Source organism: Actinoplanes cyaneus (assembly GCF_016862095.1).
Lineage (GTDB): Bacteria > Actinomycetota > Actinomycetes > Mycobacteriales > Micromonosporaceae > Actinoplanes > Actinoplanes cyaneus.
In genome coordinates this window covers 162,525-189,103 of record NZ_BOMH01000039.1, presented here as the reverse complement: position 1 = coordinate 189,103, position 26,579 = coordinate 162,525, and the positions used below count along the sequence as shown (strand labels likewise).

Genomic DNA, 26,579 nt, shown 5'->3' with positions numbered 1-26,579 from the left:
CGGAGAATATGGCGCTCGACCAGGACACCAAGAACAAGATCATGGGTGAGTACGCGACCAAGGAGGGCGACACCGGTTCGCCCGAGGTCCAGGTCGCGATGCTCACCAAGCGGATCGCCGATCTGACCGAGCACCTGAAGGTGCACAAGCACGACCACCACAGCCGTCGTGGTCTGCTGCTGCTGGTCGGTCAGCGCCGCCGCCTGCTGAACTACGTTCAGAAGAAGGACATCGCCCGCTACCGGACGCTCATCGAGCGCCTCGGCCTGCGTCGATAACGTTTCATCGGGGAGCGGCTTCGGTCGCTCCCCGCGCTTCACCACCCCACGGACCCGCGCGGCTCACACCGGCAGCACCGGTCTCCGGTAGTGGTTCCCAGGCATTCATACCTGGGTACTTCGATCGAAGACCGGCCACGTTGAAACGCGCTGTAGACCGCCGGGTCCTCGACGAAGAGGAGTACCTCACTTGACAGAGCAGACCGCTCTCGGAACCGAAACTCGCACGGCGATCATCGACAACGGGTCGTTCGGCACCCGCGAGATCGTGTTCTCCACCGGCCGGCTGGCCAAGCAGGCCGCCGGTTCGGTGATCGTCCAGCTGGGCGACACCACTGTTCTCTCCGCGACCACGGCCAGCAAGGCGCCGAAGGAGCACTTCGACTTCTTCCCGCTGACCGTCGACGTCGAGGAGCGGATGTACGCGGCGGGCCGCATCCCCGGCTCGTTCTTCCGGCGCGAGGGTCGTCCCAGCGAGGACGCCATCCTCACCTGCCGCCTGATCGACCGGCCGCTGCGCCCGTCGTTCACCAAGGGCCTGCGCAACGAGGTCCAGGTCGTCGAGACCGTCCTCGCGCTCGACCCCGCCCACCCGTACGACGTGGTCGCCATGAACGCCGCGTCGATGTCGACCAAGCTCTCCGGCCTGCCGTTCAGCGGCCCGGTCGGCTCGACCCGCGTCGCGCACATCGACGGCCAGTGGGTCGCCTTCCCGACCATCGAGGAGCTCGAGCGGGCCACCTTCGACATGGTCGTCGCCGGTCGCGTCACCGCCGAGGGCGATGTCGCGATCATGATGGTCGAGGCCGAGGCCACGCCGCAGGCGGTCAAGCTGATCGCCGCCGGTGCGACCGCGCCGACCGAGGAGATCGTGGCCAGCGGCCTCGAAGCCGCGAAGCCGGCCATCCGCGAGCTCTGCCGCGCGCAGAGCGAGCTGGCCGACGTCGCCGCCAAGCCGGTCGCCGAGTTCCCGGTCTTCCTGGACTACCAGGACGACGTGTTCGCCGCGGTCAGCGACGCGGTGCGCGCCGAGACCGCCGAGGCCCTGAAGATCGCCGCGAAGCAGGAGCGCGAGGAAGCTCTCGACCTGGTCAAGGCGAAGGCGCACGAGCTGCTCGACGAGCGGTTCGAGGGCCGGGAGAAGGAGATCAGCGCGGCGTTCCGCTCGGTCACCAAGGCCGAGGTGCGCCAGCGGGTGCTGCGCGAGCAGATCCGCATCGACGGCCGCGGCCCGCGTGACATCCGTCCGCTGACCGCCCAGATCGGCGTGCTGCCGCGGGTGCACGGCTCGGCGCTGTTCGAGCGGGGCGAGACCCAGATCCTGGGCGTCACCACGCTGAACATGCTGCGCATGGAGCAGGCGCTGGACACTCTCGCTCCCGAGAAGACCAAGCGCTACATGCACAACTACAACTTCCCGCCGTACTCGACCGGTGAGACCGGCCGGGTCGGCTCGCCGAAGCGCCGCGAGATCGGTCACGGCGCGCTCGCCGAGCGGGCGCTCGTGCCGGTGCTGCCGTCGCGCGAGGAGTTCCCGTACGCGATCCGTCAGGTGTCCGAGGCTCTGGGCTCCAACGGTTCGACGAGCATGGGCTCGGTCTGCGCCTCGACGCTGGCCCTGCTCTCCGCCGGTGTCCCGCTGAAGGCTCCGGTCGCCGGCATCGCGATGGGCCTGATCTCGGACGAGGTCGACGGCAAGACGCAGTACATCGCGCTGACCGACATCCTGGGCGCCGAGGACGCGTTCGGTGACATGGACTTCAAGGTCGCCGGCACCAGCGAGTTCGTCACCGCGCTGCAGCTCGACACCAAGCTCGACGGCATCCCGTCGGACGTGCTGGCCGGCGCGCTGCAGCAGGCGCACGAGGCCCGGGCGACGATCCTCGAGGTGATGAACGCCGCGATCGAGTCCCCGGCCGCGATGAGCGAGTACGCGCCGCGGGTCACCAGCGTGAAGATCCCGGTCGACAAGATCGGCATGGTGATCGGCCCGAAGGGCCAGACCATCAACGCGATCCAGGACGAGACCGGCGCCGACATCTCCATCGAGGACGACGGCACGATCTACGTCGGCGCGACCAACGGCCCGGCCGCCGAGGCCGCGGTCGAGCGGATCAACGCGATCGCGAACCCGACGCTGCCGAAGGCCGGCGACAAGTTCCTCGGCACCGTGGTGAAGACGGCCCCGTTCGGCGCCTTCATCTCGCTGACTCCCGGCCGCGACGGCCTGCTGCACATCTCCAAGGTGGGCGACGGCAAGCGGGTCGAGAAGGTCGAGGACTTCCTCAACGTCGGCGACAAGGTCGAGGTCCTGATCGCGGACATCGACCAGCGCGGCAAGATCTACCTCGACAAGGTTCGCCCGGAGGGTGAGGAGGCGCCGGCCGCGCCTGCCGCCGCCGAGGGCGCGCCGCGTGAGGAGCGGGCCCCCCGGGGTGACCGTGAGGGTGGCGGCGAGCCCCGCCGTCGTCGTTCCCGCCCCGCGGGCGAGCGCCGCGACTAAGTGACAGCGACTGACCGCGGGCCGGCCGAGAGGCCGGCCCGCGTTTCTACCCGGACCCTGCAGGACGGTGTGAAGAAGACCGTCCTGCCCAGCGGCCTGCGCATCATCACCGAGGCGATCCCGACCACCCGCAGCGCCGCTCTCGGCGTCTGGGTCGGGATCGGTTCCCGGGACGAGACCCCGGTCATGTCCGGCGCCTCGCACTTCCTGGAGCACCTGCTCTTCAAGGGCACCCACAAGCGCACCGCGATGGAGATCTCCGCGGAGATCGAGGCGGTCGGCGGCGAGACCAACGCCTTCACCACGAAGGAGTACACCTGCTATTACGCGCGGGTGCTCGACTCCGATCTGCCGCTCGCGGTGGACGTGCTGGTGGACGCGGTGGCCGACTCGCTCCTCGACCCGTCGGACGTCGAGACCGAGCGTGGCGTGATCCTCGAGGAGATCGCCATGCACGAGGACGAGCCGGGCGACGAGGTGCACGACGTCTTCACCGAGGCGATCTACGGTGACCACCCGCTGGGCCGGCTGATCTCGGGCACCCCGGAGTCGATCACCCCGATGACCCGGGACCAGATCAACACGTTCTACCGCAAGCGCTACAAGGCGCCGGAGATCGTGATCGCGGCCGCCGGGAACCTGGACCACGCCACAGTGGTCAAGCTGGTGCGCAAGGCTCTGGCCGGCACCCCGCTGGACACCGGTGCGGCGGCGCCCGCCGATCCTCGCCCGGGTGACAAGCGGGTCCGGGTGCGCAAACCGCACACGGTCGTCGTGCACCGCGACACCGAGCAGGCCCACATCGTGCTCGGCACGGTCGGCCTGAGCCGTTACGACGAGCGCCGGTTCGCCTTGGGCGTGTTGAACAACGTGCTCGGCGGCGGCATGTCGAGCCGGCTCTTCCAGGAGATCCGGGAGAAGCGCGGCCTGGCGTACTCGGTGTACTCCTACGGCAGTCAGTACGCCGACAGCGGCGTGTTCGGCGTCTACGCCGGCTGCGCCCCCGGCAAGGCCCCCGAGGTGCTCGATCTGATCCGCGCCGAACTGGCCCGGGTCGCGGAGAGCGGCATCACCCCGGAGGAACTCGTCCGGGGGAAGGGCATGGTCAAGGGCGCGTACGTGCTGGGCCTCGAGGACACCAGCTCGCGCATGAGCCGGCTGGCCAAGTCCGAACTTCTGCACGGTGACCTGATGGGTGTCGACGAGCTGCTCACCCGGGTCGACGCCGTGACGATGGTGGATGTCGAGAAGATCGCCGCCGACCTCCTGGCCCGCGAACCGTCCCTGGCAGTGGTGGGTCCGTTCGACGAGGGCGGCTTTCCTCCTGGTTAACCTTGGTTTCCGTGACGACGTCGGAGACCGCTCCAGCCCCGTCGCTCCGGCGACGACGGACCGTCGGCATGCTGGTCTGGGGAGCGGTCTTCGCCGTCGGCGTCCGGTTCGTCGGGGTGCCGACCAGTGACCCGCTGATCGCGTTCGGCTGGCTGTGGCTGGCCACCATCGCGTGGCGCAACGACCGGCCGTGGCGGACCCACCTGCTCTTCCTGCGGGACTGGCTGCCGATCGCGCTGCTGCTGGTGCTCTACAACATCTCGCGCAGCTGGGCCGACGACTTCTTCGCCCCGCACGTGACCCCGCTGATCCACGCGGACGAGGCACTGTGGGGCCGGCTGACCGGTGGGCAGGTGCCGACCACGTGGCTCCAGCACCACCTCTACCACCCCGGGCGGACCCCGTGGTGGCTGGCGGTCGTGACGCTCGTCTACGTCTCGCACTTCCTGACCGTGCCGACGATCGCGGTGATCCTCTGGGTGCGGGCCCGGGCGCCGTGGGCGCGGTTCATGCGGCGCTGGTTGACGCTGTGCGTGCTCGGGCTGGTCACGTACTTCCTCTACCCGGCCGCGCCACCCTGGTGGGCCGCCGAGCGCGGCTACCTGAGCGAGCCGGTCACCCGGATCTCCACCGACGGCTGGGACGTGCTCGGCCTGCACGGCGCCGGGAACACGATGAACGCGTTGCAGGTGGGGCAGTCCAACCCGGTCGCCGCGATGCCGTCGCTGCACACCGCGTGGGCGATGATGGCTGTCGCGTTCTTCCTGCCCGTGGTGCGCCGGCGGTGGTGGCCGCTGCTGCTGGCGTACCCGCTGGCGATGACCTTCACGCTGGTCTACACCGGCGAGCACTACGTGATCGACGTGCTGGTCGGCTGGGTCTACGTGGCCGTGACATTCCTGCTGGTGGGCCGGGCCGAGCGCTGGTGGGCGGCTAGGTTAGGTTCACCGGGTGACTCTCGCGCAACCTGAATCCGTACGTGTCGGTGTCCTCGGCGCCCGCGGCCGCATGGGCCTCGAAGTCTGCAAGGCGGTCGACGCCGCCCCCGGCCTCGAGCTGGTCGCGCGGATCGACGCGGGCGACCCGCTGTCGTCCGCGGCGGAGGCCGGCGCCCGGGTGCTCGTCGACTTCACCAACCCCGGCGTCGTCATGGACAACCTGCGCTGGGCCGTCGGCCAGGGCATCCACGTGGTCGTCGGCACGTCCGGTTTCACGCAGGAGCGCCTGGACGAGGTCCGTGCCCTGCTCGCGGAGAGCCCCGGGACCGGTGTCGTGATCGCCCCGAACTTCGGCATCGGCGCCGTCCTGATGATGCAGTTCGCCGCCCGCGCCGCGCGGTACTTCGACTCGGTCGAGATCATCGAGCAGCACCACCCGCGCAAACTGGACGCCCCCAGCGGCACCGCGATGCACACGGCCCGCTTGATCGCCGACGCCCGCAAGGCCGCTGACTGCCCGCCGATGCCCGACGCCACGGAGGAGGACTTCGGCGGCGCCCGCGGCGCGAGCGTCGACGGCGTCCACATCCACGCGGTCCGTGCGGCGGGTCTCGTGGCCCACCAGGAGGTCCTGTTCGGCACGGCCGGCGAGACGCTCACGATCCGCCACGACTCGCTGGACCGTTCGTCGTTCATGCCGGGCGTCATCCTCGCCGTCCGCGAGGTCGTGAAGCGTCCCGGCCTGACGCTGGGCCTGGACGACCTGCTCGCCTGATCCACCCCTGAAGATCAACTTCAAGATCTTCATGTCCCACGTCCGCCGTGGTCGAGGTCCGCTGCTCCCGCGGGGACCCTTGCGGGCTTCGCAGGGCCGTGGCCGGCCCAGAACGCGAAACCCACAAGGGCGACCTCCATGGGTGGTCCAGCTCACCCCAACCCCGGCCTGGTCAGCAGCGACCCGGTGTGGACCACGTCGCGTCCCTGGTCACACGCGAGGAATCCGCTGGTCCCGGCCGCCCGGCGAGTCACCGTCCCGGCTGGTTCCCATGGGCGTTATGCGGCCCGGATAACGCCCATGGGAGCCAGCCCGGGCCGCGAGGTGCGCTGGGCGCCGGGCTGTGGTGCGGGGCTGGGCTCTGGGGAGGTGGTGCGGGGCTGGGCGGCGCGCGGAGGCTAGACGTCGAGGGCGACGTGCAGGCGCAGCTGGGGGACCAGCATGTCGTCGACGTCCAGGGCACGCCCCGCCCCGTCCGGCTCCCAGCCCGCCGACCCCAGGAACTTGCGCATGGCCGTGTCCGAGTCGTAGACCCAGGCCACCGCCGACCCGAACCCGTCCTCGCGCCACAGGTCAACGGCCGCCGCGAGGAGCCGGCTGCCGTGCCCGCGTCGCCCCCACCGCGGCTCGACCAGCAGGTCGGTGACGGCCGCGACGGAGTCCGGCAGCGGCGGCTCGGACGGCGCGAGGGCCTGCTCGTCGGCCGGCCCGGCGGCGGCGAAGCCGACGACGTGCTCCGCGCTCTCGCCCTGCTCGACGGAGATCAGCACCCGGTGCCGCGGCGACGGCGGCGCGGTGATCGCCGTGGCCCAGACCTCGGTCAGCGCCGCGGCGTCGAGCTGGGCCAGGATGTGAGCCGGGAACATCCGCCGGTACGCGGACCGCCACGTGGTCACCTGGATGCGAGCGATCTCCGGTGCGTCGGTGGGACGCGCGGGGCGGACGAAGCCGAGAGCCATGGCGGCAGCCTACAGAGGACCGCGGTAGCGAAGCTTCGGCAGCTCGATCCCGGCGTCGATCAGCCGGTGTGTCGCGGTCACCCCGTCGGTGGTCATGCCGGCCCGCTCGTAGAAGCGCCGCGCCCGCTCGTTGCCGGCCAGCACCCAGAGTCGCATCTCGGAGTACCCGTCGGCGGCCAGGATCCGCCGTGCCGCGAGGAAGAGCAGCCGGCCCGCGCCGGTGCCCCACGAGCCCGGGTCGACGTAGATCGAGTAGAGCTCGCCGGCCGCCGGATCCTCCCGATCGGGCCCGACGCCGGCGTGCCCGACGAGCACGCCGTCGCGGTCGGCGACGACGGTGTGCCGGCCGGGCTGCCCGAGCGTGGCGCGGCGCCGGCCCGCGAAGACCGCCGGGTCCAGCGTCGCCAGGTGCCCGTCGGGGAGCAGGCCGGCGTAGCTCGCCTGGATGCTGCGCACGTGCACCGCGGCGACCGGGTCGATGTCGGCCGGGGTCAGCTCCCGGATCGCCGTGGTTGTCACACCTCTGTTCTACCCTGCTGATCGATGACCACCGCCGAAACGCTCTCCGTCGCGCAGGCCCGCCGGATCACGCTGGCCGCGCAGGGTTTCACCGACCCGAAACCGGGCGGCGCCACCGACCTGCGCCACCTGCGCCGGGTGCTGCGCCGCCTGCACCTGATCCAGATGGACTCGGTGAACGTGTTGCAGCGCGCTCATTTCATGCCGCTCTACAGCCGTCTCGGTCCCTACCCGGCCCAGTTGCTGGAGAAGGCGGCGTATCGCAAGCCCCGGGAGCTGTTCGAGTTCTGGGGTCACGAGGCCTCGCTGATCCGCACCGAGCTGCAGCCGCTGTTCCGCTGGCGGATGGCCCGCGCGAGTGATTATGCGTGGGGTGGCATGCGCCGGATCGTCGCCGAGCAGCCCGAGCTGGTCGCCTGGGTGCTCGACGAGGTCCGGCGGCGCGGCCCGATCACGGCGAGCGAGATCGAGCACGACGCGCCGCGCCGCAAGGACCACTGGGGGTGGAACTGGTCGGTGGTCAAACAGGCGCTGGAGTGGCTCTTCTGGAGCGGCCAGGTCACCGCCGCCGAGCGCACCACCTCGTTCGCCCGGCGCTACGACCTGCCCGAGCGCGTCCTGCCCCCGGCCGTGCTGAACGCGCCGACCCCGGAGCCGGCCGAGGCGTTCCGCGCCCTGGTCGAGCTCTCGGCCCGCGCGCTGGGCGTGGCCGCCGAGGCGGAGCTGAAGGACTACTTCCGCCTGCCCACCCAGGCCGCCCGCACCGCGGTGGCCGAGCTGGTCGAGGCCGGGGTGCTGCGCCCGGTGACGGTCCGCGGGTGGAAACCGGTGGCCTACCTGCACGCCGAGGCGAAACTGCCGCGCCGGGTCGACGTGGCGACGCTGATCAGCCCGTTCGACCCGTTGATCTGGCAGCGGGAGCGCACCGAGCGCCTGTTCGACATGACGTACCGCATCGAGATCTACGTGCCCAGACCCCAGCGGCTGTACGGCTATTACGTGCTGCCCTTCCTGCTCGGCGACCGGTTCGCCGCGCGGGTCGATCTGAAGGCCAACCGGCAGGCCGGTGTCCTGGAGGTCCCGGCCGCGTGGCTGGAGCCGTCCGCCGGGCAGGAGGAGACCGCTCAGGCGCTCGCGGCGGAGCTGCGGAGGCTGGCCGGCTGGCTCGGCCTGGACGCGATCGCGACCCCGGCCGCCGGTGATTTCGCGGGCCCGCTCGCGGCGGCGCTGAAGAGCCTGTGAGGTGTAGCGTGGCGGCCATGAGCGCGGGGTTGGAGTCTCAGCCGTTGCAGGGTCCTCCGGTGCCGCCGGACTGGCCGGCGTACAGGGCGTATGAGGCTCCTCGGGCCGACCGGGTCACCCGCTTCTTCGACCGTCTCGCCACCCGTTCGCCGATCTGGCTGGCCCCGCTCGCCGTGCTGGCCTGCATGGGCGGCGCCGTGGGTTACACGCTGGTCACCGACCCGGCGGACGCGGCGGCCGGCGACGCCCCGACCTGCCTGCTGAAGTACACCACGGGCTTCGTCTGTCCCGGGTGCGGCGGCACCCGCGCCGCGTGGTATCTGCTGCACGGCAACCTCCCGGCGGCCGCCCGCCACCACGCGATCTTCGTCTTCGCCGTGCCGTTCCTGCTGTACATGTACGTGGCCTGGGCCGGGAACAAGCTGTTCCGGTGGCGGATTCCGCAGCTGACCGTCACTCCCGGCGCAATGATCACCTTCATGGCGGTGTGGGCGGTCTGGAGCGTGCTGCGTAACCTGCCCTGGGCTCCGTTCACCGCTTTCTACGTGTGAGCAAGGCGTCCGATAGGTTGTCAGGTATGACGCACGACCCGCGGCCCTTCGGACGGCTGCTGACCGCCATGGTGACTCCGTTCACCCCGGACGGCTCCCTGGACCTCGAGGGCGCCGCCCGCCTGGCCGTTCACCTCGTCGACGAGCAGCGCAACGACGCGCTCGTGGTCAGCGGCACCACGGGTGAGTCCCCGACCACGACCGACGCGGAGAAGGAGACGCTCCTGCGGGCCGTGGTGGAGGCGGTCGGCGACCGGGCCCGCGTCGTCGCCGGTGTCGGCACGAACAACACCGCCCACACGATCGAGCTCGCGCACACCGCGGAGAAGGCCGGCGCGCACGGGCTGCTCGTGGTCACGCCGTACTACAACAAGCCGCCGCAGGCGGGCGTCGAGCGGCACTTCCGTGCCGTGGCCGACGCGACCGGCCTGCCGATCATGCTCTACGACATCCCGCATCGGGCCGGCACGGCGATCGCGACCGAGACCATGTGCCGGGTCGCCGAGCACGAGCGCATCGTCGCGGTCAAGGACGCGAAGGGCGACCTGATCGCCAGCTCGTGGGTGCTGAGCCGGACCGATCTGGCCTACTACTCCGGCGACGACGCCGCCACGCTGCCGCTGCTCGCAATCGGCGGGGTCGGCCTGGTGGGCACGTCGTCGCACTTCACCGGCGTGCTCGCCAAGGAGATGATCGAGGCATTCGAGCGGGGCGACACGACCACCGCGCTGACCCGGCACCGGCAGGCTCTGCCGCTGTTCACCGGCATCTTCCGCTCTCCGGGGACGATTCTGGTGAAGGCCGGCCTGACCGCGAAGGGGCTGCCCGCCGGCCCGGTCCGGTCGCCGCTGGTCGACGCGAGCGACGAGGAATTGAAGCAACTGCGCCAGGACGCCGCGGCGGCCGGCATCGTGCTCTGACAGGAAGAGGCGAATGACTAACGCTCACGTGGAGCTGGGTCCGCCACCACCGCTGCCGGAGGGCGCCCTGCGCGTCATCCCGCTCGGTGGGCTCGGCGCCATCGGCCGCAACATGACGGTTCTGGAGTTCGACGGCAAGCTGCTGGTGATCGACTGCGGGGTGCTCTTCCCCGACGTCGAGCAGCCCGGGGTTGATCTGATCCTGCCGGACTTCGCCCCGATCCTGGATCGGCTGGAGGATGTTCAGGCGATCGTGCTGACCCACGGGCACGAGGACCACATCGGCGCCGTGCCGTACCTGCTGGCCCACAAACCCGACATCCCGCTGGTCGGGTCGGAGTTCACGCTCGCGCTGGTGGAGGCGAAACTCGCCGAGCGCCGCCTCGATCCGTACACGCTGACGGTCCGTGAGGGCGGCATCGAGCGGCTGGGCCCGTTCGAGTGCGAGTTCTTCGCGGTGAACCACTCGATCCCGGACGCGCTGGCCGTGGCCGTGCGCACCCCGGCCGGGCTGCTCCTGCACACCGGCGACTTCAAGATGGACCAGGTCCCACTGGACGGGCGGATCACCGACCTGGCCGGGTTCGCGCGGCTCGGCGCCGAGGGTGTCGACCTGCTGCTCTCCGACTCGACGAACGCCGAGGTGCCCGGGTTCGTGGCGCCGGAGCGGGACATCGGCCCGGTGCTCAGCCGGATCTTCGGCAAGGCGAAGGGCCGGATCATCGTGGCCAGCTTCGCCTCGCACGTGCACCGCGTCCAGCAGGTGATGGACGCCGCGTGGGAGTTCGACCGCAAGGTTGCCCTGATCGGCCGTTCCATGGTCCGCAACATGGGCATCGCCCGTGACCTGGGTCTGCTGCGCATCCCGGACGGTCTGCTGGTCGGCCTGGACGAGGCCACCCACCTGCCGCCGGACGAGATCGTCTTCATGTCGACGGGGTCGCAGGGCGAGCCGATGAGCGCCCTGGGCCGGATGTCCACCGGCGACCACCGGCACATCACCATCGAGTCCGGTGACACGGTCGTGCTGGCCAGCTCACTGGTGCCGGGCAACGAGACCTCGGTCTACCGGGTGATCAACCAGCTGTCCCGGGCCGGCGCCACGGTCATCCACAAGGAGACCGCGAAGGTGCACGTCTCCGGTCACGCGCCCGCCGGCGAGCTGCTGTTCCTGCTGAACGTGACCCGCCCGAGCAACCTGATGCCGGTGCACGGCGAGTGGCGGCACCTGCGCGCGCACGCCCAGCTCGGCATCGAGTCCGGGGTCGCGGCGGACCGGGTGGTCCTCTGCGAGGACGGTGACGTGGTCGACCTGGTCGAGGGTCACGCCCGCGTGGTCGGCCGGGTGCGCAGCCGCTACGTCTACGTGGACGGTCTCGCGGTCGGCGACGTCAGCGAGTCGCTGCTGACCGAGCGGCGCATCCTCGGCGACGGCGGGTTCATCGCGGCCACCGTGGTGATCGACTCGGTGACCGGCAAGGTGGTCGGCGAGCCCAGCGTCTCGGCGAAGGGCTTCTCCGAGGACCCGGACGCGTTCAGCCCGGTGATCCCGCTGCTCACCGCGGCCCTGCACCGCTCCGCGGCGGACGGCATCACCGACACCCACCAGCTGCAGCAGGTGGTGCGCCGCACTGTCGGACGCTGGGTGAACGACGCCTATCGCCGCCGCCCGATGATCGTCCCGACGGTCGTCGAGGTCTGATGGCGTACCGGCAAGAGGTCTGATGCCGTACCGGGCAAAGGGCCTGATGCCGTACAAAATCAAGGTTTAAGGTTTTCTTAGCAGTTGCTGTGAAAGCTGTGAAAGTCGATTTAAGCCTCGTCCGTTTCAACCTTCTTCGGGCGAGGCGCGTATTCCCAGGCACGGTGCCGCCCCCACGGCACCTGTGGCGGAGGGAGTACTCCAGATGCAGCGCAGATCGATCGCCGTAGCTGCGGCGGTAGTGGCGGCGACCGCGGCGGCGGTCGCCTTCACTCTGCCGTCGCTGGCCGGCACCACGCCGGAGAGCGACAGCGGCACGACGAAGGCGAGCGCGAACGGGGGTGTTTCCCCGGACCTGCTGGCGGCGATGAAGCGTGACCTGGGCCTCGACGCGGACCAGGCGACCACCCGCCTGAAGCGCTCGAAGTGGGCCGGCGGGGTCTCGGCGACCCTGGCCGCGGCCACCGGTGACAGCTTCGGCGGCGCGTGGATCGCCTCGGACGGCACCACCCTGAAGGTTGCCGTCACCGACTCGGGCGCGGCGGCGGTGGTGAAGAAGGCCGGCGCCGTGCCGGTCATGGTCAAGCGCAGCGAGGCGGCCCTCGACGCGGCCAAGTCCAAGCTGGACGCGAAGGTGAAGTCGGCGAGCGGCCTGACCGGCTGGTACGTCGACGCCCCGACCAACAAGCTGGTCATCGTCGCGCAGCCGGGCGCGGCCACCGACCCGGTGGCGTTCGCGAAGAGCGTCGGTGTGCCGGCCAACGCGGTCACCGTGAAGGTCAGCAACCGCGCGCCGAAGCCGCTCTTCGACGTGCGCGGCGCCGACCCGTACTTCATCTCCGTCGACGGCGGCACGGCCCGCTGCTCGATCGGCTTCTCGGTGGAGGGCGGCTTCGTGACCGCCGGCCACTGCGGCACGCCGGGCACCACGACGACCGGCTTCAACAACGAGGCCCAGGGCGTCGTGAAGGCCTCGGTCTTCCCGGGCAACGCCGACATGGGCTTCGTCGAGGTCAACGGCGACTGGACGCCACGTCCGGTGGTCAACGACTTCAAGGGCAACGAGCTCCCGGTCGCCGGCAACACGGAGGCCCCGGTCGGCGCCGCGGTCTGCCGGTCCGGCTCGACCACCGGGACGTTCTGCGGCACGATCCTGGCGAAGAACCAGACGGTCCGCTACCCGGAGGGCGCCGTGACCGGCCTGACCCGCACCGACGTCTGCGCCGAGGGCGGCGACTCCGGCGGCCCGTGGCTCTCCGGCGACCAGGCCCAGGGCGTGACCTCGGGCGGCTCCGGTGACTGCACCGTCGGCGGCGAGACGTTCTTCCAGCCGGTCAACGAGATCCTGGCGGAGAACAGCCTGACCCTGCTGACCACCGGCGGGGAGCAGGAGGGTGGCGCCACCGCGGCGCCCACCGACTCGGCGACCGCGGCACCGAGCGAGCCGGCCGCGAACGCCTGCGGCGACCTGCCGGTCCAGCGCAGCGGTTCGCTCGCCAAGTCCGGCACCGGTCAGATCCAGCCGGACGGCGGGGCCTTCCGGGCCCGCGCCGGCAAGCACGTGGCCTGCCTGAACGTGCCCGACGGCGCGGACTTCGACCTGGTCCTGCAGAGGCAGACCAGCAACGGTTTCAAGACCGTCGCCCAGGCCACCGGGAGCGGCGACAAAACGCTGAGCGTCGACCAGCGGTCCGGCACCTTCCGGTACGTCGTGGTGGACAGCTCCGGCAGCGGCGACTACTCGCTGGGCTTCAACGTCCAGTAGTGAATCGTCAGGAGAGAGGCCGGGACCACCAGGTCCCGGCCCTTCTCAGTTCTTGAGCTCGCCGAGCGCGTCGCCGAGCCGGCACCCGGTCGCGATGCCGCAGAGCAGCACCTGGTCGAGCTGTTCCATGGTCAGGCCGTGCTCCCAGTCGGTGGAGACCTCGCCCACCACGACGACCGTGCCGTCGTCGGTGACCTGCACGTACGCCTTGGGCCAGAGCTGATCACGGTTCCAGGTGTTGCAGAACTCGTAGAGCCGCGGCACGTCCTCGACCGTGAAGACGTGCTGCATCATCGCCCTGATCTGCAGCATCTCCTTGTTCTGGCCGAGCCGGAAGAAGTAGATCAGGTTGCCCTGGAAGTTGCCCGCGATGTCGCCGTCCGCATCGACGAAGTACGCGAACCCGCGCGCGTCCATCGCGGCCTTGATCATCTCGTTGTCGAGTGATTGCACGTGGTGATGCTAAGGCCTGTGGCACGGCGCACGGGGAAGTGCGGTGAGGTGCCGCAGGTCACCTGTGCCGCGTCCAGAAAGTGAAGACTGGTCACGGTGTGCCGTCTCGATGCGTTCGCCGCGCCCGGCTACGGTGTCTTCCATGGCGGGCCGTACTCCTCCGGCGGGCCGGGGCCGCGCTGCGTCGTCGAGCACACGCGGTGCCGCGACCACGCGCGCCCGTCAACCGGCCGCGCGCCCGGCGAAGAAGACCACCGCGGCGGCGCGTAAACGTCCCGCCGCCAAGCGGGCGGCGCCTCCCCCCGCCATCGGTCCCGGCGTCACCCGGGGCATCGGCGCGCTCTGGATGGGCCTGGCCCACAGCGTCGGCTGGGTGGCCCGCGGCGCCGGCCGCAACGCTCGCAACATCGGCCCGGAGCACCGCCGCGACGGCGCCGGCCTGCTCCTGCTCGGCTTCTCGATCCTGACCGCGGTCGCCGTCTGGGCGCACAGCGCCGGCCCGGTCGGTCAGCGCCTGGCGGACGCGGTGCACCTGTTCTTCGGCGGCCTCGGGATCTTCCTGCCGCTGCTGTTCTTCTACGGCGCGATCCGGCTGATGCGTGAGCCGGTCGACCCGGAGCACCGCGGCCGCAACCCGGTCGGCTGGTCGGCGGTCCTCATCGCCATCACCAGCCTGCTCTACATCTCCGACGAGCCCCGCGACGACATCGCGCTGACCGGCAACGGCGGCCTGCTCGGCTACGGGGTGGGCTCGGTGCTGGAGCGGGCGGTGACCGCCTGGGTGGCCGTGCCGTTGCTGGTCCTGCTCTTCGTCTTCGGTCTCCTGGTGATCACGGCGACGCCGATCAACAAGATCCCGGAACGGTTCATGCTGCTCGGCGACCTGGTCCTCGGGCGCGGCGCGGCCACCCGTCCGCGCCCGGTCCTCGAGCCGCTGGACGACGAGGTGGAGGAGCCCGTCGACGCGCCGGTCAAGCCGCGCCGCCCGGCCCGCCGCCGGCAGGCCTCCGTGGACGCTTCGCTGGACGACCTGATGGAGCCGGAGGAGCCCGAAGAGGACCTGATCCTGCACGACACGGTGGCCCTGCCGAAGGTGCCGGCGACCCGGAAGAAGCCGCCGCCGGACCACTCGCCGGCCCCGGTGCAGGCCGAGCAACTGGACATCTCCTCGCTGGAGAGCGGCGACTACCGGCTGCCGCCGGCCACCCTGCTCGCCACCGGCCCTCCGGCGAAGGCTCGCAGCCGCGCCAACGACGAGATCATGGCGGCCCTCACCGGCGTGTTCGACCAGTTCAACGTGGACGCGATGGTCACCGGCTTCACCCGCGGCCCGACCGTCACGCGGTACGAGGTGGAGATCGGCCCGGGCACCAAGGTCGAGCGGATCACGCAGCTGTCGCGCAACATCGCGTACGCGGTGAAGTCGCCCGATGTCCGGATCCTCTCCCCGATCCCGGGCAAGAGCGCGGTCGGCGTCGAGATCCCGAACACCGACCCGGAGAACGTGTCGCTCGGCGACGTGCTGCGCGCCCCGGTGGCCACCCGTGATCCCCACCCGATGGTGGTCGCTCTCGGCAAGGACATCGAGGGCGGCTTCGTGGTGGCGAACCTCGCGAAGATGCCGCACATCCTGATCGCCGGCGCGACCGGCGCGGGCAAGTCGAGCTGCCTCAACTCGCTGCTGGTCTCGCTGCTGAGCCGGGCGACCCCGGATCAGGTGCGACTGATGCTGGTCGACCCGAAACGGGTGGAGATGACGGCGTACGAGGGGATTCCGCACCTCGTCACGCCGATCATCACGAACCCGAAGAAGGCCGCGGACGCCCTGGAGTGGGTGGTCCGCGAGATGGACATGCGCTACGACGACCTGGCCGCGAACGGCGTGCGCCACATCGACGACTTCAACCGCAAGGTCCGCAGCGGCGAGATCGTCGCGCCGCCGGGCAGCGAGCGCGTGATGAAGCCGTACCCGTACCTGCTCGTGATCATCGACGAGCTCGCCGACCTGATGATGGTCGCCCCGCGCGACGTCGAGGACTCGGTGGTCCGCATCACCCAGCTCGCCCGCGCCGCCGGCATCCACCTGGTCCTCGCCACCCAGCGCCCGTCCGTCGACGTCGTCACCGGCCTGATCAAGGCGAACGTGCCGTCCCGCCTGGCCTTCGCCACGTCGTCGCTCGCCGACTCCCGGGTCATCCTCGACCAGCCCGGCGCCGAGAAACTGCTCGGCCGCGGCGACGGCCTCTTCCTCCCGATGGGCGCCTCGAAACCGACGCGCATCCAGGGCGCCTGGGTCGACGAGAAAGAGATCGCCGCCGTCGTCAAGTTCTGCAAGGACCAGCGCGAGCCGGAGTTCCGCGAGGACGTCACCGAGGCGCCGCCGAGCAAGAAGAAGGAGATCGACGAGGAGATCGGCGACGATCTCGCGCTCCTGATCCAGGCCATCGAGCTCGTCGTGACCAGCCAGTTCGGCTCGACGTCGATGCTGCAGCGCAAACTGCGGGTCGGCTTCGCGAAAGCCGGCCGCCTGATGGACCTGATGGAGACGCGCGGCATCGTCGGCCCGTCCGAGGGCAGCAAAGCGCGCGACGTCCTGATCAAGCCCGACGAGCTGGAAGAGGCGCTCGCGGCCCTCAAGGTCGATTAGACCCTCAAGATCCAATTCAGCATTGCCTGCGTCCGCTGTGGTCCGGATCGTCGCTCCCGCGGGGACCCTTCCGGGCCGAGCAGGGCGCTGGCGCGCCCAGAACGCTCAGCCCGCAAGGGCGATCTCCGTGGGTGGGCACGGTTACAAGGACCTACGCGACGTCCGCCGCCGGTTCCGCCAGCAGCGCGACGCGCTCTTCTGGCTGGTGCTCACGGTCGTTGTTCGTGCCTCATAACGACCGTGAGCACCAGCCGGGACCGTGGGCCGCGCTGCGGCTCGGTGCGGGCAGGCGGTCGCGGGTGGTTGGTCAGGCGACGGGGGCCGGGGCGGGGAACGGGTCGCGCAGGGTGAAGGCGTCCGCGGTCGGCCCCTCGGCGCGCAGCCGGCCCAGCCGGGAGATGCCCTGGCGCAGGGTCGGCCGCTGACCGGCCGGGAGCCACCACAGCACCAGCGCGGCCTGATGCCCGTTCGGGTGGAACCATTCGCGGCGGCGGCGCAGATAGTCCAGGTGGTCGCTCTGATACGCGTACGCCCGCAGGTGTTCGGGTGACTCCCAGACCGAGAGCGTGTAGATCCGCAGGGGGTCGGTGGGCGCCGCGATCGTGCCGTCACCGTTCTCCCCGGCCAGCCGCCACACGAAGCCGGCTGAACGATCGGCGAGCTGGTTCATCAGCTCGAGCCCGGCCACGAAGCCGGCCATCGACGGGTCTTCCAGCGGGGCTCGGAGCCGGGCGGTGTTGATCTGGGCCAGGTGGAAGTCGGTCATGTCGTCCAGCAGACCAGCCCCGTACTCTAATGTCAATCGGTTTGCTTTTTAGAAGCGAGCGACACGCAGCACCGGCCCGGCGCGGCGTCCATCCGGGCCTCCCAGTCCCCGTCGAGCCCGGCGCCGGCCAGCAGCCCGTCGACCATCGCCAGGTTCATCCCGCAGATCACCGGCGGGAAGTGCTCGGCCAGCCGGTGGAAGGGGCAGTTCCGCAGCTCGATGCGCCCCGGCCCGTCCGCCGCCGGCGCGTAGCCCTGCCCGGTCAGCAACTCGACCACGTCGTCAGCGGCGCCGGCCACCCGCCGGCCGTGCCGCCGAGCCACCGTGTTCAGCACGTTCTCCGCACCGGCCTCCTCGAGGGCCTCGGCGAGCAACTCGGCCGCGGTCCGGTAGGCCCGCGGCGGCACGCTCACGGTGTGCTCGGCCGCGGCGACCCGGTAGAGCTTCGCCGGACGCCCGGCCCCCGGCCCGGTCTTTCCCGACCTCCGCGCGTACGACGTCTCCAGCAGCCCGGCCGCGACGAGCTTGTCCAGGTGGAACGCGGCGAGCGTCCGGCCGACGCCCAGCGCCTCGGCCACCTCGTCGCGCCCGACCGGCCCGGTGCCGCCGGCCACCACCCGGTACGCCTGGCGCCGTACCCGGTCGGCCAGACTGGTCAGGGCGTCGAGGTCGTCGAGGTCTTCGGAAGTCGTCACCCCGCAATCGTATTGTCAACGTGACTTGGCGCTAGAGCTTGGCTGTCCGGGGGACGGGCAACCGCCGGCGGCCCGGTAACCTTGCCGGGTGTCTGTAACTCCTCCTTCTCGCCGTGTCGCGCTCCTCACGCTGGGCTGTGCCCGTAACGAGGTCGACTCGGAAGAGCTCGCCGCCCGCCTCGACGCCGAGGGCTGGGAGGTGGGCACCGACGCGGCAAAAGCGGACGTGGTGCTCGTCAACACCTGCGGCTTCGTGGAGAAGGCCAAACAGGACTCCATCGACACCCTGCTCGCCGCGTCCGACACCGGCGCCAAGGTCGTCGCCGCCGGGTGCATGGCCGAGCGGTATGGCAAGGAGCTCGCGGAGAACCTGCCCGAGGCCGACGCGGTGCTCGGCTTCGACGACTACACCGACATCGCGACGCGGCTCGACGGCGTGCTGGCCGGGGAGAAGTTCGACGCGCACACCCCGCGGGACAGGCGCGAGCTGCTCCCGATCACCCCGGTCCAGCGGCACGCCGCCAAGGTCGTGGTGCCCGGGCACGCCACGGTCGACGAGCACACCCCCGCCCACCTGCGCAAGGTGCTGCGCCGGCGGCTCGACTCCGGCCCGGTCGCGTCCCTCAAACTGGCCAGCGGCTGTGACCGGCGCTGCGCGTTCTGTGCCATTCCGGCGTTCCGGGGCGCGTTCGTCTCCCGTGACCCGCAGGAGCTGCTCGCCGAGGCGGAGTGGCTGGCCGGGACCGGCGTGCGCGAGCTGGTGCTGGTGAGTGAGAACTCGACGTCGTACGGGAAGGATCTGGGTGATCCCCGGCTGCTGGAGAAACTGTTGCCGCAGCTGGCAGCGGTCGACGGCATCGTCCGGGTGCGCGCGAGCTACCTGCAGCCCGCCGAGACCCGTCCCGGCCTGGTCGAGGCGATCGCGAACACGCCCGGCGTCGCGGCCTACTTCGACCTGAGTTTCCAGCACTCCAGCGAGCCGGTGCTGCGGCGGATGCGCCGTTTCGGCTCCACCGAGCGTTTCCTGGAGCTGCTCGACTCGGCCCGCAAGCTGTCGCCCGAGGCCGGCGCCCGGAGCAACTTCATCGTCGGTTTCCCCGGCGAGACCCGGCAGGACGTGGAGGAGCTGGCCCGTTTCCTGACCGAGGCCCGGCTCGACGCGATCGGCATCTTCGACTACAGCGACGAGGACGGCACCGAGGCCGCGAACCTGCCGGGCAAGGTCCGTCCGGAAACGATCAAGCGGCGGTACGACAAGATCGTCGCCCTGGCCGAGGAGCTCTGCGCCCAGCGCGCCGAGGACCGGCTCGGCAGCATCGTCGAGGTGTTGGTCGACACGATCGACGACGGCGAGATCGAGGGCCGTGCCGAGCACCAGGCGCCCGAGGTCGACGGCTCCACCACGCTGGTCGCCGGCGAGCAGGGCGTCGACGTGGCCGCGCTGCGCCCGGGCGACCTGGTCCGCGCGCGGGTCACCGGCACCGAGGGTGTCGACCTGATCGCCGTGCCCACCGAGATGATCTCCGCGGCGCAGGTCGACCGGTGACCGACGAGCCGGTTCCGGTGGCCGCACCACGTGTGGTGTCGCTCTACAACGCGGCCAACGCGCTCACCGTTCTCCGGCTCGTCCTCGTCCCGGTCTTCCTCGCCATGGTGGTCACCTCGCAGATGACCGACCACGACTGGCGGGTCGGTGCCTGTCTGGCGTTCTGCGTGGCCTCGGCGACCGACTTCGTCGACGGCTGGATCGCCCGCAAGTGGCACCTAATCACCTCGTTCGGCAAGATCGCCGACCCGATCGCGGACAAGGCGCTGACCGGCACCGCGCTCGTCCTGCTCTCCGCGTACGACGTGCTGCCCTGGTGGATCACGCTCGCGATCCTGATCCGCGAGTGGGGGATCACCGCGCTGCGTTTCTGGGTGATCCGGTATGGGGTGATCCCGGCTTCCCGGGGTGGCAAGCTCAAGACGGGGCTGCAGACCCTCGCGATCGCCTGGTATCTGTGGCCCGTGCCCGAGCCTTTCGACGCGGTCGGCGCCTGGGTGATGTACGCGGCTCTGGTCGTGACGCTGGTCACCGGCGTGGATTACGTGATCGAGGCGCTGCGGCTGCGGCGAGGTGTCCGCGCCTGAGGTGTCAGCGAGAGTTGTCGAGGAGTCCGATGGAGATGGCGGTGGCCGCCGCTGCGGCTGTCCATGTGCTGGTGGAGCGCCGGGAGACCCTGGCGACCGCGGAGTCGCTCACCGGGGGACTGGTGGCCGCGACCATCGTGGAGATTCCCGGGGTGAGCTCGGTCTACCGCGGTGGTTTCGTGGTCTACGCCACCGAGCTCAAGGGGACGCTTGCCGGCGTGCCGGCGGATCTGCTGGAGGAGCGCGGCCCGGTCGACCCGGACGTGGCGGCGAAACTGGCGGAGGGCGCCCGGGAGCGCTGCGGCGCGGACTGGGGCCTGGCCACCACCGGTGTCGCCGGCCCCGAACCGCAGGACGGCAAACCGGTCGGGCTCGTCTACGTCGCGGTCGCCGGACCCACCGGCACCAGGGTGAGCGAGTTGAAACTGCCCGGTAACAGGGCCGAAGTCCGCACCGAAAGTGTGACGGCCGTCCTGCAATTGCTCACCGACATTCTCCGTACCACACCGGTCCAGGTCTGACCTGGGAATATCGCCGATACCGCGGCGGTTGTCCGAATGTGCCGCGGGCGGGCCCGCCGAGGAATTCGGCGGGGCGGGATGTCGCCGTCGCTCGCGGCGGGTACGGTTGCGGGAAGCCTCCGGCGTGTTGCCGGTGGCGCCGCCCGCAGGAGGAGGTGCCATGGTCCTGCTACGCCGGGTTATCGGCGACGCACTTCGTGCGCGCCGGCAGGGACAGCACCGCACGCTGCGCGAGGTGTCGACCGCCGCGAACGTCAGTCTGGGCTATCTGTCCGAGATCGAGCGAGGCCAGAAAGAGGCCTCCAGCGAGCTGCTCGCGGCCATCTGCGACGCGCTCGGCGCCCGTCTCTCCGAGCTTCTCAGCGAGGTCAGCAGCACGCTGTCCCTGGCGGAGAACATGGAGGGCGTGCTCGTCCCGGTCGACGACAAGACCGCCGAGGCCACGCGCCAGGTCGCGACGGACGGCAGGGTGTCGGTCTCGGTGCGCCAGGAGTCCCCGCTGAAGGCGACCCTGCACGCGACCCGCAACAAGAAGCGCGACGTGGTCTACGCGGCATAGCTCCGCCCGAGTTCGTCAAGGCCCGAGAGCGACCCCGAGCGGGGCCGTTCCGGGCCTCTTGCTGTCCATGGGCGCCTCTCTCGTCGGTGCCTTGTGTTGCCTCTCGCACTCCATGGATTGCGTCCTCCGCTGGGCTTCTTGCGGTCCGTGGCGCGTCTCCCGGCGGGCCTCTTGTGGTCTGTGAACGCGTCTCCCGGCCGGACCGGCCGTCGCGGGCCGCGGCCGGTGGGCCGCTCGCGTCTCGCAAGCGACCCCTCAGGGGCGTAGCCTCGTGGGCAAGCTCGTCGCTAGGGGTGACCCTGAGATCCCCCGTAGGTCACGTGACGCCGCTGGCGCCGGGCTGACACGATGGTTTCGCGTCTGCGACGAGACCCCGTCTCGGCCAAGACGCCACCGACCGAGCGACACTGAGGGGATACCGCGAGATGGCGAACCCGTTCGTCAAGGGCTGGCATTACATGATGGCGCTCTTCGGCGCGAAGATCGACGAGTACGCCGACCCGAAGGTGCAGATCCAGCAGGCCATCGAGGACGCCCAGCGACAGCACCAGGCTCTCGTTCAGCAGGCTGCCGCCGTCATCGGCAACCAGCGGCAGCTCGAGATGAAGCTGTCCCGGCAGATGTCCGAGGTCGAGAAGCTGCAGGGCATGGCCCGTCAGGCGCTCGTGCTGGCCGACCGGGCCCGCGCCGCCGGCGACGAGGCCGAGGCCGGGAAGTATGAGCAGACCGCGCAGACGCTCGCCACCCAGCTGGTCTCCGGCGAGCAGTCGATGGAGGATCTGAAGACCCTCCACGACCAGGCGCTCGCCGCCGCCGGCCAGGCGCGCAAGGCGGTCGAGAACAACGCGATGGTGCTCCAGCAGCGCATCGCCGAGCGTTCCCGTCTGCTCAGCCAGCTGGAGCAGGCCAAGATGCAGGAGACCGTGGCCAAGTCTCTGGAGTCGATGTCGCAGCTCGCCGCGCCGGGCAACACCCCGTCGCTGGACCAGGTGCGCGACAAGATCGAGCAGCGCTACGCGAACGCGATGGGCCGGGCCGAGCTGGCCTCCAACTCGGTCGAGGGGCGCATGCTCGAGGTGCAGAAGTCCAGCCTGGACCTGGCCGGCTCGTCCCGGCTGGAGCAGATCCGGGCCAGCATGGCGGGGGAGAAGCTGGGTGGCGCCGCGGCGCAGCCCGCCGTCGGCCAGCAGCAGGACAGCACCACCACGGCCGCCGACGCGGCCGGGGTCGCACGGCTCGACGAGCTGCGCGCCAGCATGAACCAGAAGCGCGGCGACACCACCGCCGCCGGCTGATCGGCAGGGCATCGTCATGGACGAGCGCGGTAAGTATTTCCGCCGGCTGAAGCGGCTCCGTGGAGCGGCCCGCCGGTGGAGCGTGCTGGGCGGCGGGCTGACCGCGGCGGCTGCCGTCCTCGTTCCGTATTCCGGCATCGGGATCGCGGACGCGGCCTGGGCCGCCGGGGCGGGTGCCTCGGTGGTCCTGGCCCGTTGGCGGTGGCGCGACTACCGCGAGCTGGGGGCGCGGCCCGCACCGGAGCCCGCTCTGCCCGGCCCGCGGTTCGCCGCCGCCCTGGAGCGTTCCGAGGTCGGCCGGACGGTGCTGCACGAGGTCCGCCGCCAGAAGAACCGGTATGCCCTGCGCGGCTCGGCGATCGCGGGGGCGTGGGACCGGCTCGACCGGGCCTCGGCCACCATGCTCGGCCTGGCCGGCCGGCTCGACGGTGCCGGCGAGACCGCCGCGCTGGAGGCGGCGACCGCCGAGCAGTGGCTGCGCGACCTCGGCCGGCGGGTGGCCAGTGTCGAGCGGGCCATCCCGCTCGGGCAGCCCGACCAGCGGCTGGAGCAGTCACATGCCGCGCTGGCCGAGCAGTTCGTCGAGGGTGTGGAGGCCTTCGAGGGGCTGGTGGCGGCGGCCGCGAGCTACGTCGCCGAGGACGGGCACCCGGTTGCGGACAGCCGGCATCCCGCCTACTTCGGGCTGGTCGAGGCCGCTGAGCGGCTGCGCGGGATCGCCGAGGGCCTGGCCGAGTTGCGTGATCGGACGGCGCGGTTCACGTCCGGGCCGCCGCGGCAGGCTCCGGCTGGCAGCGCGGGCACCAGTAGGTGATGCGGTCCTCGAGTTCGGCCTTCTCCCCGATCCGGCCCGCCGTTCTTGAGAGTGCGGCGTTCCCGCCGGCACGTCCGGCCGTTCCACCCGGCGGCCGTCGTCCCGCCTGCTGGGTGGTCTGCCGGCTCGTGAGCAGCGGCGAGCTTTCGGCCTTCTGAATCGCCGTGCCGCAGCGCCGGCACGGTTGCGCCCGCCGCCCGTACACGTAGCTCGTCTCTCCGCGTCGCAGCGATCCCGTGGTGGTCTGCGTCCAACGCCCGCGATTCGACGCCACCAGCCGCTGGGCCAGTTCCACGGTGCCGGTGAGGTCGGCGACCGCGGCCACCCGCGTCCACGGCCACAACCCGCGCAGGAACAGCGTCTCGGCCTTGTAGAGGTTTCCCACCCCGGCCAGATTCCGCTGGTCGAGCAACGCCTCGGCGATCGTGGCCTCCGGTTGCGCCCCGATCCGCCGCGCGGCCTCGGCCGGATCCCAGTCCGGCCCCAGCAGGTCCGGCCCGAGATGCCCGACCAGGCGTTTCTCCTCGGCCGTCGGCACCAGTTCCAGGTCGTGCAGGTGGTAGCCGACCGCGACCGCCCGCGCGCTCCGCAGAACGACCCGGATCAGGTGCGCGGGGCGCCCGGTCCACCGTTCGCCCGGCGCGTAGGTCCGCCAGGCGCCCTCCATGCGCAGGTGCGAATGCAGGGTGAGCGGCTCCTCGCCGTCCCGGGTCAGCCGGAGCAGCAGATGCTTCCCGCGGCTCGCGGACTCGGCCACCGTCCAGCCGCTGAGGTCCGCCGTGGCGAGTCGCGGCACGCGGAAGTCGGATCCGGTCAGCACCTGTCCGGTCAGCGCCCGCTCGACGACGCGAGCGGTGTTCCACACGGTGTCCCCTTCCGGCATGGCTCCATCGTGCCCCGCTCGGACCCCGCCCATGCCTGACCCGCCCAGCCCATCGGCGGTTCCCGCCTTCGGGGGCGACGCGCTGCGCCGGGAGCCGACGCGCTGCGCCGGGAACTGCACAAGAGCTTGCGGACCGGCCGGGGCGCCGCCTGGCGGCCCGCTCCAGGTAGCGACGCGGGTCGCCCCTCCGGCTGGTCCTCATGGTCGCTATTCGTGCCTCATAACGACCATGAGGACCAGCCGGGAGCCGGCGCCGCGGGCGGGTGCGCGCACGGCGTGCGGACATCGCGCCGGAGTCCCGGGGGCGGGTGCGCACGGCGTGTGGGCGTCGCGCCGGAGTCCCGCGGGCGGCGGCGCACGGCGGGCGGGCGTCGCGCTGGAGTGCTGCGGGCGGGTGGGCACGGCGTGTGGGTGTCGTGCCGGGGTGCCGCGGGCGGGTGCTCACGGCGTACGGGAAGAGGGGTTCGAAGGGCCGGAGGGGTCAGCGGCGCTCGGCGATGCGGATGAGGTCGCCGGGGACGACCGAGAGGACCACGACCGCGCGGCCGTTGTTGACGGCGATGGCCACCCGGTCGGCGGAGTCGGTGTAGACGAGCAGCTCACCGGCGTTGACGTCGGAGAAGGTGGCGCCGCGGCGGGCGCGGACCGTGCCGTTGACGGTCAGCTCCGAGCCGAGGCCGGTCAGCATGGTGCCGTCGGCGGCGAGCTGCACGTTGCCGAAACGGTCGACGGTGAGCACCTCCGCCTCGATCCAGCCGTCGCCGATGCTGGTCAGCGGGTCGGGCAGGCGCACCAGCGAGGCCGGCTCGACGGCCGGACCGGCCTCGGAGGCTTCCGCGCCCGCGGCGAGCCTGGCGGCGGCCGGGGCGAACACGTCGCGCCCGTGGAACGTCCGGGACACGTCGCCGAGCATCCAGTCCTTGTTGCTCAGCTCGTGCGCCGCGGTGACCCCGCCGAGCGCCTCGGCTGCCCAGATCAGCAGGCCGTTGTCCGGGCCGACGAGCAGCCCGTTCGGCGTGGTGAGCACCACCCCGCGGCGGGCCGTGCCGACGCCCGGGTCGACCACCGCGAGGTGCACCGACGCCGGGAGGAACGGCGCGGTCTGCGCCAGCACGGCCGCGCCCCGCGTCACATCGGCGGGCGGCACGTGATGGGTGACGTCGATCACGCGGGCATCCGGCGCGATGCGGGCGATCGACCCGTGGCAGGCCGCGACGAAGCCGTCGAACGTGCCGTAGTCGGTGGTGAAGCTGATCCATCCATAACCGGGCATGCACGCGACGTTACTGGCAGTCGCCGCCGGATGCGGACCGGGCACGCCGCGCGTCTGGCAGGGTTGTGGTCATGCGTCTTGTGATCTTCACCGAACCCCAGCAGGGTGCCAGCCACGACGACCTGCTGCGGGTCGCCAAGGCCGCCGAGGACGGCGGCTTCGACGGATTCTTCCGCTCCGACCACTACCTCCGGATGGGCGACGGGGCCGGCCTGCCCGGGCCCAGCGACGCCTGGATCACGCTGGCCGCGCTGGCCGTGCAGACCTCCCGGATCCGGCTCGGCACGCTGGTCAGCTCCGCGACGTTCCGGCTGCCCGGGCCGCTGGCCGTCGCGGTCGCCCAGGTCGACGCGATGAGCGGCGGCCGGATCGAGTTCGGCCTCGGCGGCGGCTGGTTCGACGCCGAGCACAAGGCATACGGCATCCCGTTCCCGGCGGTCGGCGAACGCTTCGACCGGCTCGAGGAGCAGCTGGAGATCATCACCGGCCTGTGGAAGACGCCGGAAGGCTCGACCTTCGACTTCGACGGCAAGTTCTACCGGGTCAGCGACTCGCCGGCGCTGCCGAAGCCGGTGCAGTCGCCGCTGCCCGTGATCATCGGCGGGCACGGCAAGAAGCGCACGCCGGATCTGGCCGCGCGCTTCGCCGCCGAGTTCAACGTGCCGTTCTCCAAGATCGAGGACATTCCCGCGCAGTACGAGCGGGTCCGCGCGGCAAGCGCAGCCGCCGGTCGCGCCGAGCCGCCGACGTTCAGCGCGGCGGCCGTGCTGTGCGTGGGGCGCGACGACGCGGAGGTGCGTCGCCGGGCCGCGGCGATCGGCCGGGAGGTCGAGGAGATGCGGGAGAACGGCGGGATCGTCGGCACGCCGGCCGAGGCGGTCGAGACGATCAAGCGGTATGCGGAGGCGGGAGCTTCGCGGCTCTTCCTGCAGGCGCTGGACCTGTCCGACATCGATCATATCGACCTGGTGGCCTCGGACGTGCTGCCCCACGTCTGACCCGCCCCGGCGGCCGCTCGTCGGAGCGGCCGCCGGCCCGGCTTCGCGAGCATTACCG

The 26,579-nt window shown here is 71.3% G+C and carries 25 protein-coding genes; 18 read left to right on the top strand and 7 right to left on the bottom strand.

Features of this window, described 5'->3' with window-relative positions:
- Window positions 1-8 precede the first annotated feature (8 nt).
- From rpsO to dapB, 5 genes are all read left to right on the top strand, one after another.
- A complete protein-coding gene (rpsO, locus tag Acy02nite_RS26610) occupies window positions 9-278 on the top strand; it encodes a 30S ribosomal protein S15 (RefSeq protein WP_203745227.1) in 270 nt (89 codons plus the stop codon).
- 190 nt (window positions 279-468) lie between these two features.
- On the top strand, window positions 469-2,781 hold the full coding sequence (locus Acy02nite_RS26605) for a polyribonucleotide nucleotidyltransferase (RefSeq protein ID WP_203745225.1): 2,313 nt from the start codon (window positions 469-471) through the stop codon (window positions 2,779-2,781).
- Window positions 2,782-4,113 carry a M16 family metallopeptidase gene (locus tag Acy02nite_RS26600; RefSeq protein ID WP_203745223.1) on the top strand — a complete coding sequence of 444 codons (1,332 nt, stop codon included), beginning with the start codon at window positions 2,782-2,784 and terminating at the stop codon, window positions 4,111-4,113.
- A 68-nt stretch (window positions 4,114-4,181) separates the two neighbouring features.
- Window positions 4,182-5,084, top strand: a complete 903-nt coding sequence (locus Acy02nite_RS26595) for a phosphatase PAP2 family protein (RefSeq protein WP_203745298.1) — start codon at window positions 4,182-4,184, stop codon at window positions 5,082-5,084.
- Window positions 5,085-5,121: 37 nt separating this feature from the next.
- Window positions 5,122-5,826, top strand: a complete 705-nt coding sequence (gene dapB / locus Acy02nite_RS26590) for a 4-hydroxy-tetrahydrodipicolinate reductase (protein ID WP_203745296.1) — start codon at window positions 5,122-5,124, stop codon at window positions 5,824-5,826.
- Window positions 5,827-6,224: 398 nt separating this feature from the next.
- On the opposite strand, the gene Acy02nite_RS26585 is transcribed toward dapB, so the two are convergent.
- Complete coding sequence (locus tag Acy02nite_RS26585) at window positions 6,225-6,785, bottom strand: GNAT family N-acetyltransferase (protein WP_203745221.1); 561 nt, start codon at window positions 6,783-6,785, stop codon at window positions 6,225-6,227.
- 9 nt (window positions 6,786-6,794) lie between these two features.
- The gene (locus Acy02nite_RS26580) at window positions 6,795-7,304 is read right to left on the bottom strand and encodes a GNAT family N-acetyltransferase (protein WP_203745219.1); all 510 of its coding nucleotides are present in this window, start codon (window positions 7,302-7,304) and stop codon (window positions 6,795-6,797) included.
- 24 nt (window positions 7,305-7,328) lie between these two features.
- Here Acy02nite_RS26580 and Acy02nite_RS26575 point away from each other — a divergent pair, with 24 nt between their 5' ends.
- The 5 genes from Acy02nite_RS26575 (at window position 7,329) to Acy02nite_RS26555 (ending at window position 13,484) form a co-directional block, all read left to right on the top strand.
- Complete coding sequence (locus Acy02nite_RS26575) at window positions 7,329-8,546, top strand: winged helix-turn-helix domain-containing protein (RefSeq protein ID WP_203745217.1); 1,218 nt, start codon at window positions 7,329-7,331, stop codon at window positions 8,544-8,546.
- 17 nt (window positions 8,547-8,563) lie between these two features.
- A complete protein-coding gene (locus tag Acy02nite_RS26570) occupies window positions 8,564-9,097 on the top strand; it encodes a DUF2752 domain-containing protein (RefSeq protein WP_203745215.1) in 534 nt (177 codons plus the stop codon).
- A 26-nt stretch (window positions 9,098-9,123) separates the two neighbouring features.
- Window positions 9,124-10,017, top strand: a complete 894-nt coding sequence (dapA, locus tag Acy02nite_RS26565; protein ID WP_203745213.1) for a 4-hydroxy-tetrahydrodipicolinate synthase — start codon at window positions 9,124-9,126, stop codon at window positions 10,015-10,017.
- 13 nt (window positions 10,018-10,030) lie between these two features.
- Entirely contained in the window at window positions 10,031-11,719 is a 1,689-nt protein-coding gene (locus tag Acy02nite_RS26560; RefSeq protein ID WP_203745211.1) for a ribonuclease J, read from the top strand.
- A 205-nt stretch (window positions 11,720-11,924) separates the two neighbouring features.
- A complete protein-coding gene (locus tag Acy02nite_RS26555; protein ID WP_203745209.1) occupies window positions 11,925-13,484 on the top strand; it encodes a S1 family peptidase in 1,560 nt (519 codons plus the stop codon).
- Between the two features lie 45 nt (window positions 13,485-13,529).
- Here the strand turns inward: Acy02nite_RS26555 and Acy02nite_RS26550 are convergent, their stop codons facing one another.
- On the bottom strand, window positions 13,530-13,937 hold the full coding sequence (locus Acy02nite_RS26550) for a type III secretion system chaperone family protein (RefSeq protein WP_239175224.1): 408 nt from the start codon (window positions 13,935-13,937) through the stop codon (window positions 13,530-13,532).
- A 142-nt stretch (window positions 13,938-14,079) separates the two neighbouring features.
- Between Acy02nite_RS26550 and Acy02nite_RS26545 the strand changes: the two genes are divergently transcribed.
- Window positions 14,080-16,584 (top strand): FtsK/SpoIIIE family DNA translocase, encoded by a 2,505-nt coding sequence (locus Acy02nite_RS26545; protein ID WP_203745207.1) that lies wholly within the window; start codon window positions 14,080-14,082, stop codon window positions 16,582-16,584.
- Between the two features lie 307 nt (window positions 16,585-16,891).
- Here the strand turns inward: Acy02nite_RS26545 and Acy02nite_RS26540 are convergent, their stop codons facing one another.
- On the bottom strand, window positions 16,892-17,350 hold the full coding sequence (locus Acy02nite_RS26540) for a DUF3291 domain-containing protein (RefSeq protein ID WP_203745205.1): 459 nt from the start codon (window positions 17,348-17,350) through the stop codon (window positions 16,892-16,894).
- 32 nt (window positions 17,351-17,382) lie between these two features.
- Window positions 17,383-18,045 (bottom strand): helix-turn-helix transcriptional regulator, encoded by a 663-nt coding sequence (locus Acy02nite_RS26535; RefSeq protein ID WP_203745203.1) that lies wholly within the window; start codon window positions 18,043-18,045, stop codon window positions 17,383-17,385.
- A gap of 88 nt (window positions 18,046-18,133) precedes the next feature.
- Here Acy02nite_RS26535 and rimO point away from each other — a divergent pair, with 88 nt between their 5' ends.
- The 6 genes from rimO to pspM all read left to right on the top strand — a co-directional run bounded on the left by rimO (window position 18,134) and on the right by pspM (window position 23,367).
- Window positions 18,134-19,591 carry a 30S ribosomal protein S12 methylthiotransferase RimO gene (gene rimO, locus Acy02nite_RS26530; RefSeq protein WP_203745201.1) on the top strand — a complete coding sequence of 486 codons (1,458 nt, stop codon included), beginning with the start codon at window positions 18,134-18,136 and terminating at the stop codon, window positions 19,589-19,591.
- Window positions 19,588-20,178 (top strand): CDP-diacylglycerol--glycerol-3-phosphate 3-phosphatidyltransferase, encoded by a 591-nt coding sequence (gene pgsA, locus Acy02nite_RS26525; RefSeq protein ID WP_203745199.1) that lies wholly within the window; start codon window positions 19,588-19,590, stop codon window positions 20,176-20,178. Before rimO ends, pgsA begins: the two co-directional genes overlap by 4 nt.
- 29 nt (window positions 20,179-20,207) lie before the next feature.
- Window positions 20,208-20,699, top strand: a complete 492-nt coding sequence (locus Acy02nite_RS26520) for a CinA family protein (protein ID WP_203745197.1) — start codon at window positions 20,208-20,210, stop codon at window positions 20,697-20,699.
- Window positions 20,700-20,859: 160 nt separating this feature from the next.
- Window positions 20,860-21,258, top strand: a complete 399-nt coding sequence (locus tag Acy02nite_RS26515) for a helix-turn-helix domain-containing protein (RefSeq protein ID WP_203745195.1) — start codon at window positions 20,860-20,862, stop codon at window positions 21,256-21,258.
- Between the two features lie 425 nt (window positions 21,259-21,683).
- Complete coding sequence (locus Acy02nite_RS26510) at window positions 21,684-22,553, top strand: PspA/IM30 family protein (RefSeq protein ID WP_203745193.1); 870 nt, start codon at window positions 21,684-21,686, stop codon at window positions 22,551-22,553.
- 16 nt (window positions 22,554-22,569) lie between these two features.
- Window positions 22,570-23,367, top strand: coding sequence for a phage shock envelope stress response protein PspM (gene pspM / locus Acy02nite_RS26505; RefSeq protein ID WP_203745191.1), 798 nt, complete (start codon window positions 22,570-22,572; stop codon window positions 23,365-23,367).
- On the opposite strand, the gene Acy02nite_RS26500 is transcribed toward pspM, so the two are convergent.
- Both Acy02nite_RS26500 and Acy02nite_RS26495 read right to left on the bottom strand, forming a co-directional pair.
- Window positions 23,312-24,250, bottom strand: a complete 939-nt coding sequence (locus tag Acy02nite_RS26500) for a DNA-formamidopyrimidine glycosylase family protein (RefSeq protein ID WP_203745189.1) — start codon at window positions 24,248-24,250, stop codon at window positions 23,312-23,314. The two genes, pspM and Acy02nite_RS26500, sit on opposite strands and share 56 nt — an antisense overlap.
- 481 nt (window positions 24,251-24,731) lie before the next feature.
- Window positions 24,732-25,523 (bottom strand): SAM hydrolase/SAM-dependent halogenase family protein, encoded by a 792-nt coding sequence (locus Acy02nite_RS26495; RefSeq protein ID WP_203745187.1) that lies wholly within the window; start codon window positions 25,521-25,523, stop codon window positions 24,732-24,734.
- A 71-nt stretch (window positions 25,524-25,594) separates the two neighbouring features.
- On the opposite strand from Acy02nite_RS26495, the gene Acy02nite_RS26490 reads away from it, so the two are divergent.
- Window positions 25,595-26,521, top strand: a complete 927-nt coding sequence (locus Acy02nite_RS26490) for an LLM class F420-dependent oxidoreductase (protein ID WP_203745185.1) — start codon at window positions 25,595-25,597, stop codon at window positions 26,519-26,521.
- Window positions 26,522-26,579 lie beyond the last annotated feature (58 nt).

Excerpts from the sequence above, each read along its gene's own strand:
- Acy02nite_RS26520 (WP_203745197.1), top strand. The coding sequence starts at position 20,208 with ATGGAGATGGCGGTGGCCGCCGCTGCGGCTGTCCATGTGCTGGTGGAG.
- Acy02nite_RS26545 (WP_203745207.1), top strand. The coding sequence starts at position 14,080 with ATGGCGGGCCGTACTCCTCCGGCGGGCCGGGGCCGCGCTGCGTCGTCG.
- rpsO (WP_203745227.1), top strand. The coding sequence starts at position 9 with ATGGCGCTCGACCAGGACACCAAGAACAAGATCATGGGTGAGTACGCG.
- Acy02nite_RS26560 (WP_203745211.1), top strand. The coding sequence starts at position 10,031 with ATGACTAACGCTCACGTGGAGCTGGGTCCGCCACCACCGCTGCCGGAG.
- Acy02nite_RS26555 (WP_203745209.1), top strand. The coding sequence starts at position 11,925 with ATGCAGCGCAGATCGATCGCCGTAGCTGCGGCGGTAGTGGCGGCGACC.
- dapB (WP_203745296.1), top strand. The coding sequence starts at position 5,122 with ATGGGCCTCGAAGTCTGCAAGGCGGTCGACGCCGCCCCCGGCCTCGAG.
- Acy02nite_RS26500 (WP_203745189.1), bottom strand. The coding sequence starts at position 24,250 with ATGCCGGAAGGGGACACCGTGTGGAACACCGCTCGCGTCGTCGAGCGG.
- Acy02nite_RS26570 (WP_203745215.1), top strand. The coding sequence starts at position 8,564 with ATGAGCGCGGGGTTGGAGTCTCAGCCGTTGCAGGGTCCTCCGGTGCCG.
- Acy02nite_RS26490 (WP_203745185.1), top strand. The coding sequence starts at position 25,595 with ATGCGTCTTGTGATCTTCACCGAACCCCAGCAGGGTGCCAGCCACGAC.
- Acy02nite_RS26575 (WP_203745217.1), top strand. The coding sequence starts at position 7,329 with ATGACCACCGCCGAAACGCTCTCCGTCGCGCAGGCCCGCCGGATCACG.
- Acy02nite_RS26585 (WP_203745221.1), bottom strand. The coding sequence starts at position 6,785 with ATGGCTCTCGGCTTCGTCCGCCCCGCGCGTCCCACCGACGCACCGGAG.
- Acy02nite_RS26515 (WP_203745195.1), top strand. The coding sequence starts at position 20,860 with ATGGTCCTGCTACGCCGGGTTATCGGCGACGCACTTCGTGCGCGCCGG.
- Acy02nite_RS26540 (WP_203745205.1), bottom strand. The coding sequence starts at position 17,350 with ATGACCGACTTCCACCTGGCCCAGATCAACACCGCCCGGCTCCGAGCC.
- dapA (WP_203745213.1), top strand. The coding sequence starts at position 9,124 with ATGACGCACGACCCGCGGCCCTTCGGACGGCTGCTGACCGCCATGGTG.
- Acy02nite_RS26510 (WP_203745193.1), top strand. The coding sequence starts at position 21,684 with ATGGCGAACCCGTTCGTCAAGGGCTGGCATTACATGATGGCGCTCTTC.
- Acy02nite_RS26595 (WP_203745298.1), top strand. The coding sequence starts at position 4,182 with ATGCTGGTCTGGGGAGCGGTCTTCGCCGTCGGCGTCCGGTTCGTCGGG.
- pspM (WP_203745191.1), top strand. The coding sequence starts at position 22,570 with ATGGACGAGCGCGGTAAGTATTTCCGCCGGCTGAAGCGGCTCCGTGGA.
- Acy02nite_RS26495 (WP_203745187.1), bottom strand. The coding sequence starts at position 25,523 with ATGCCCGGTTATGGATGGATCAGCTTCACCACCGACTACGGCACGTTC.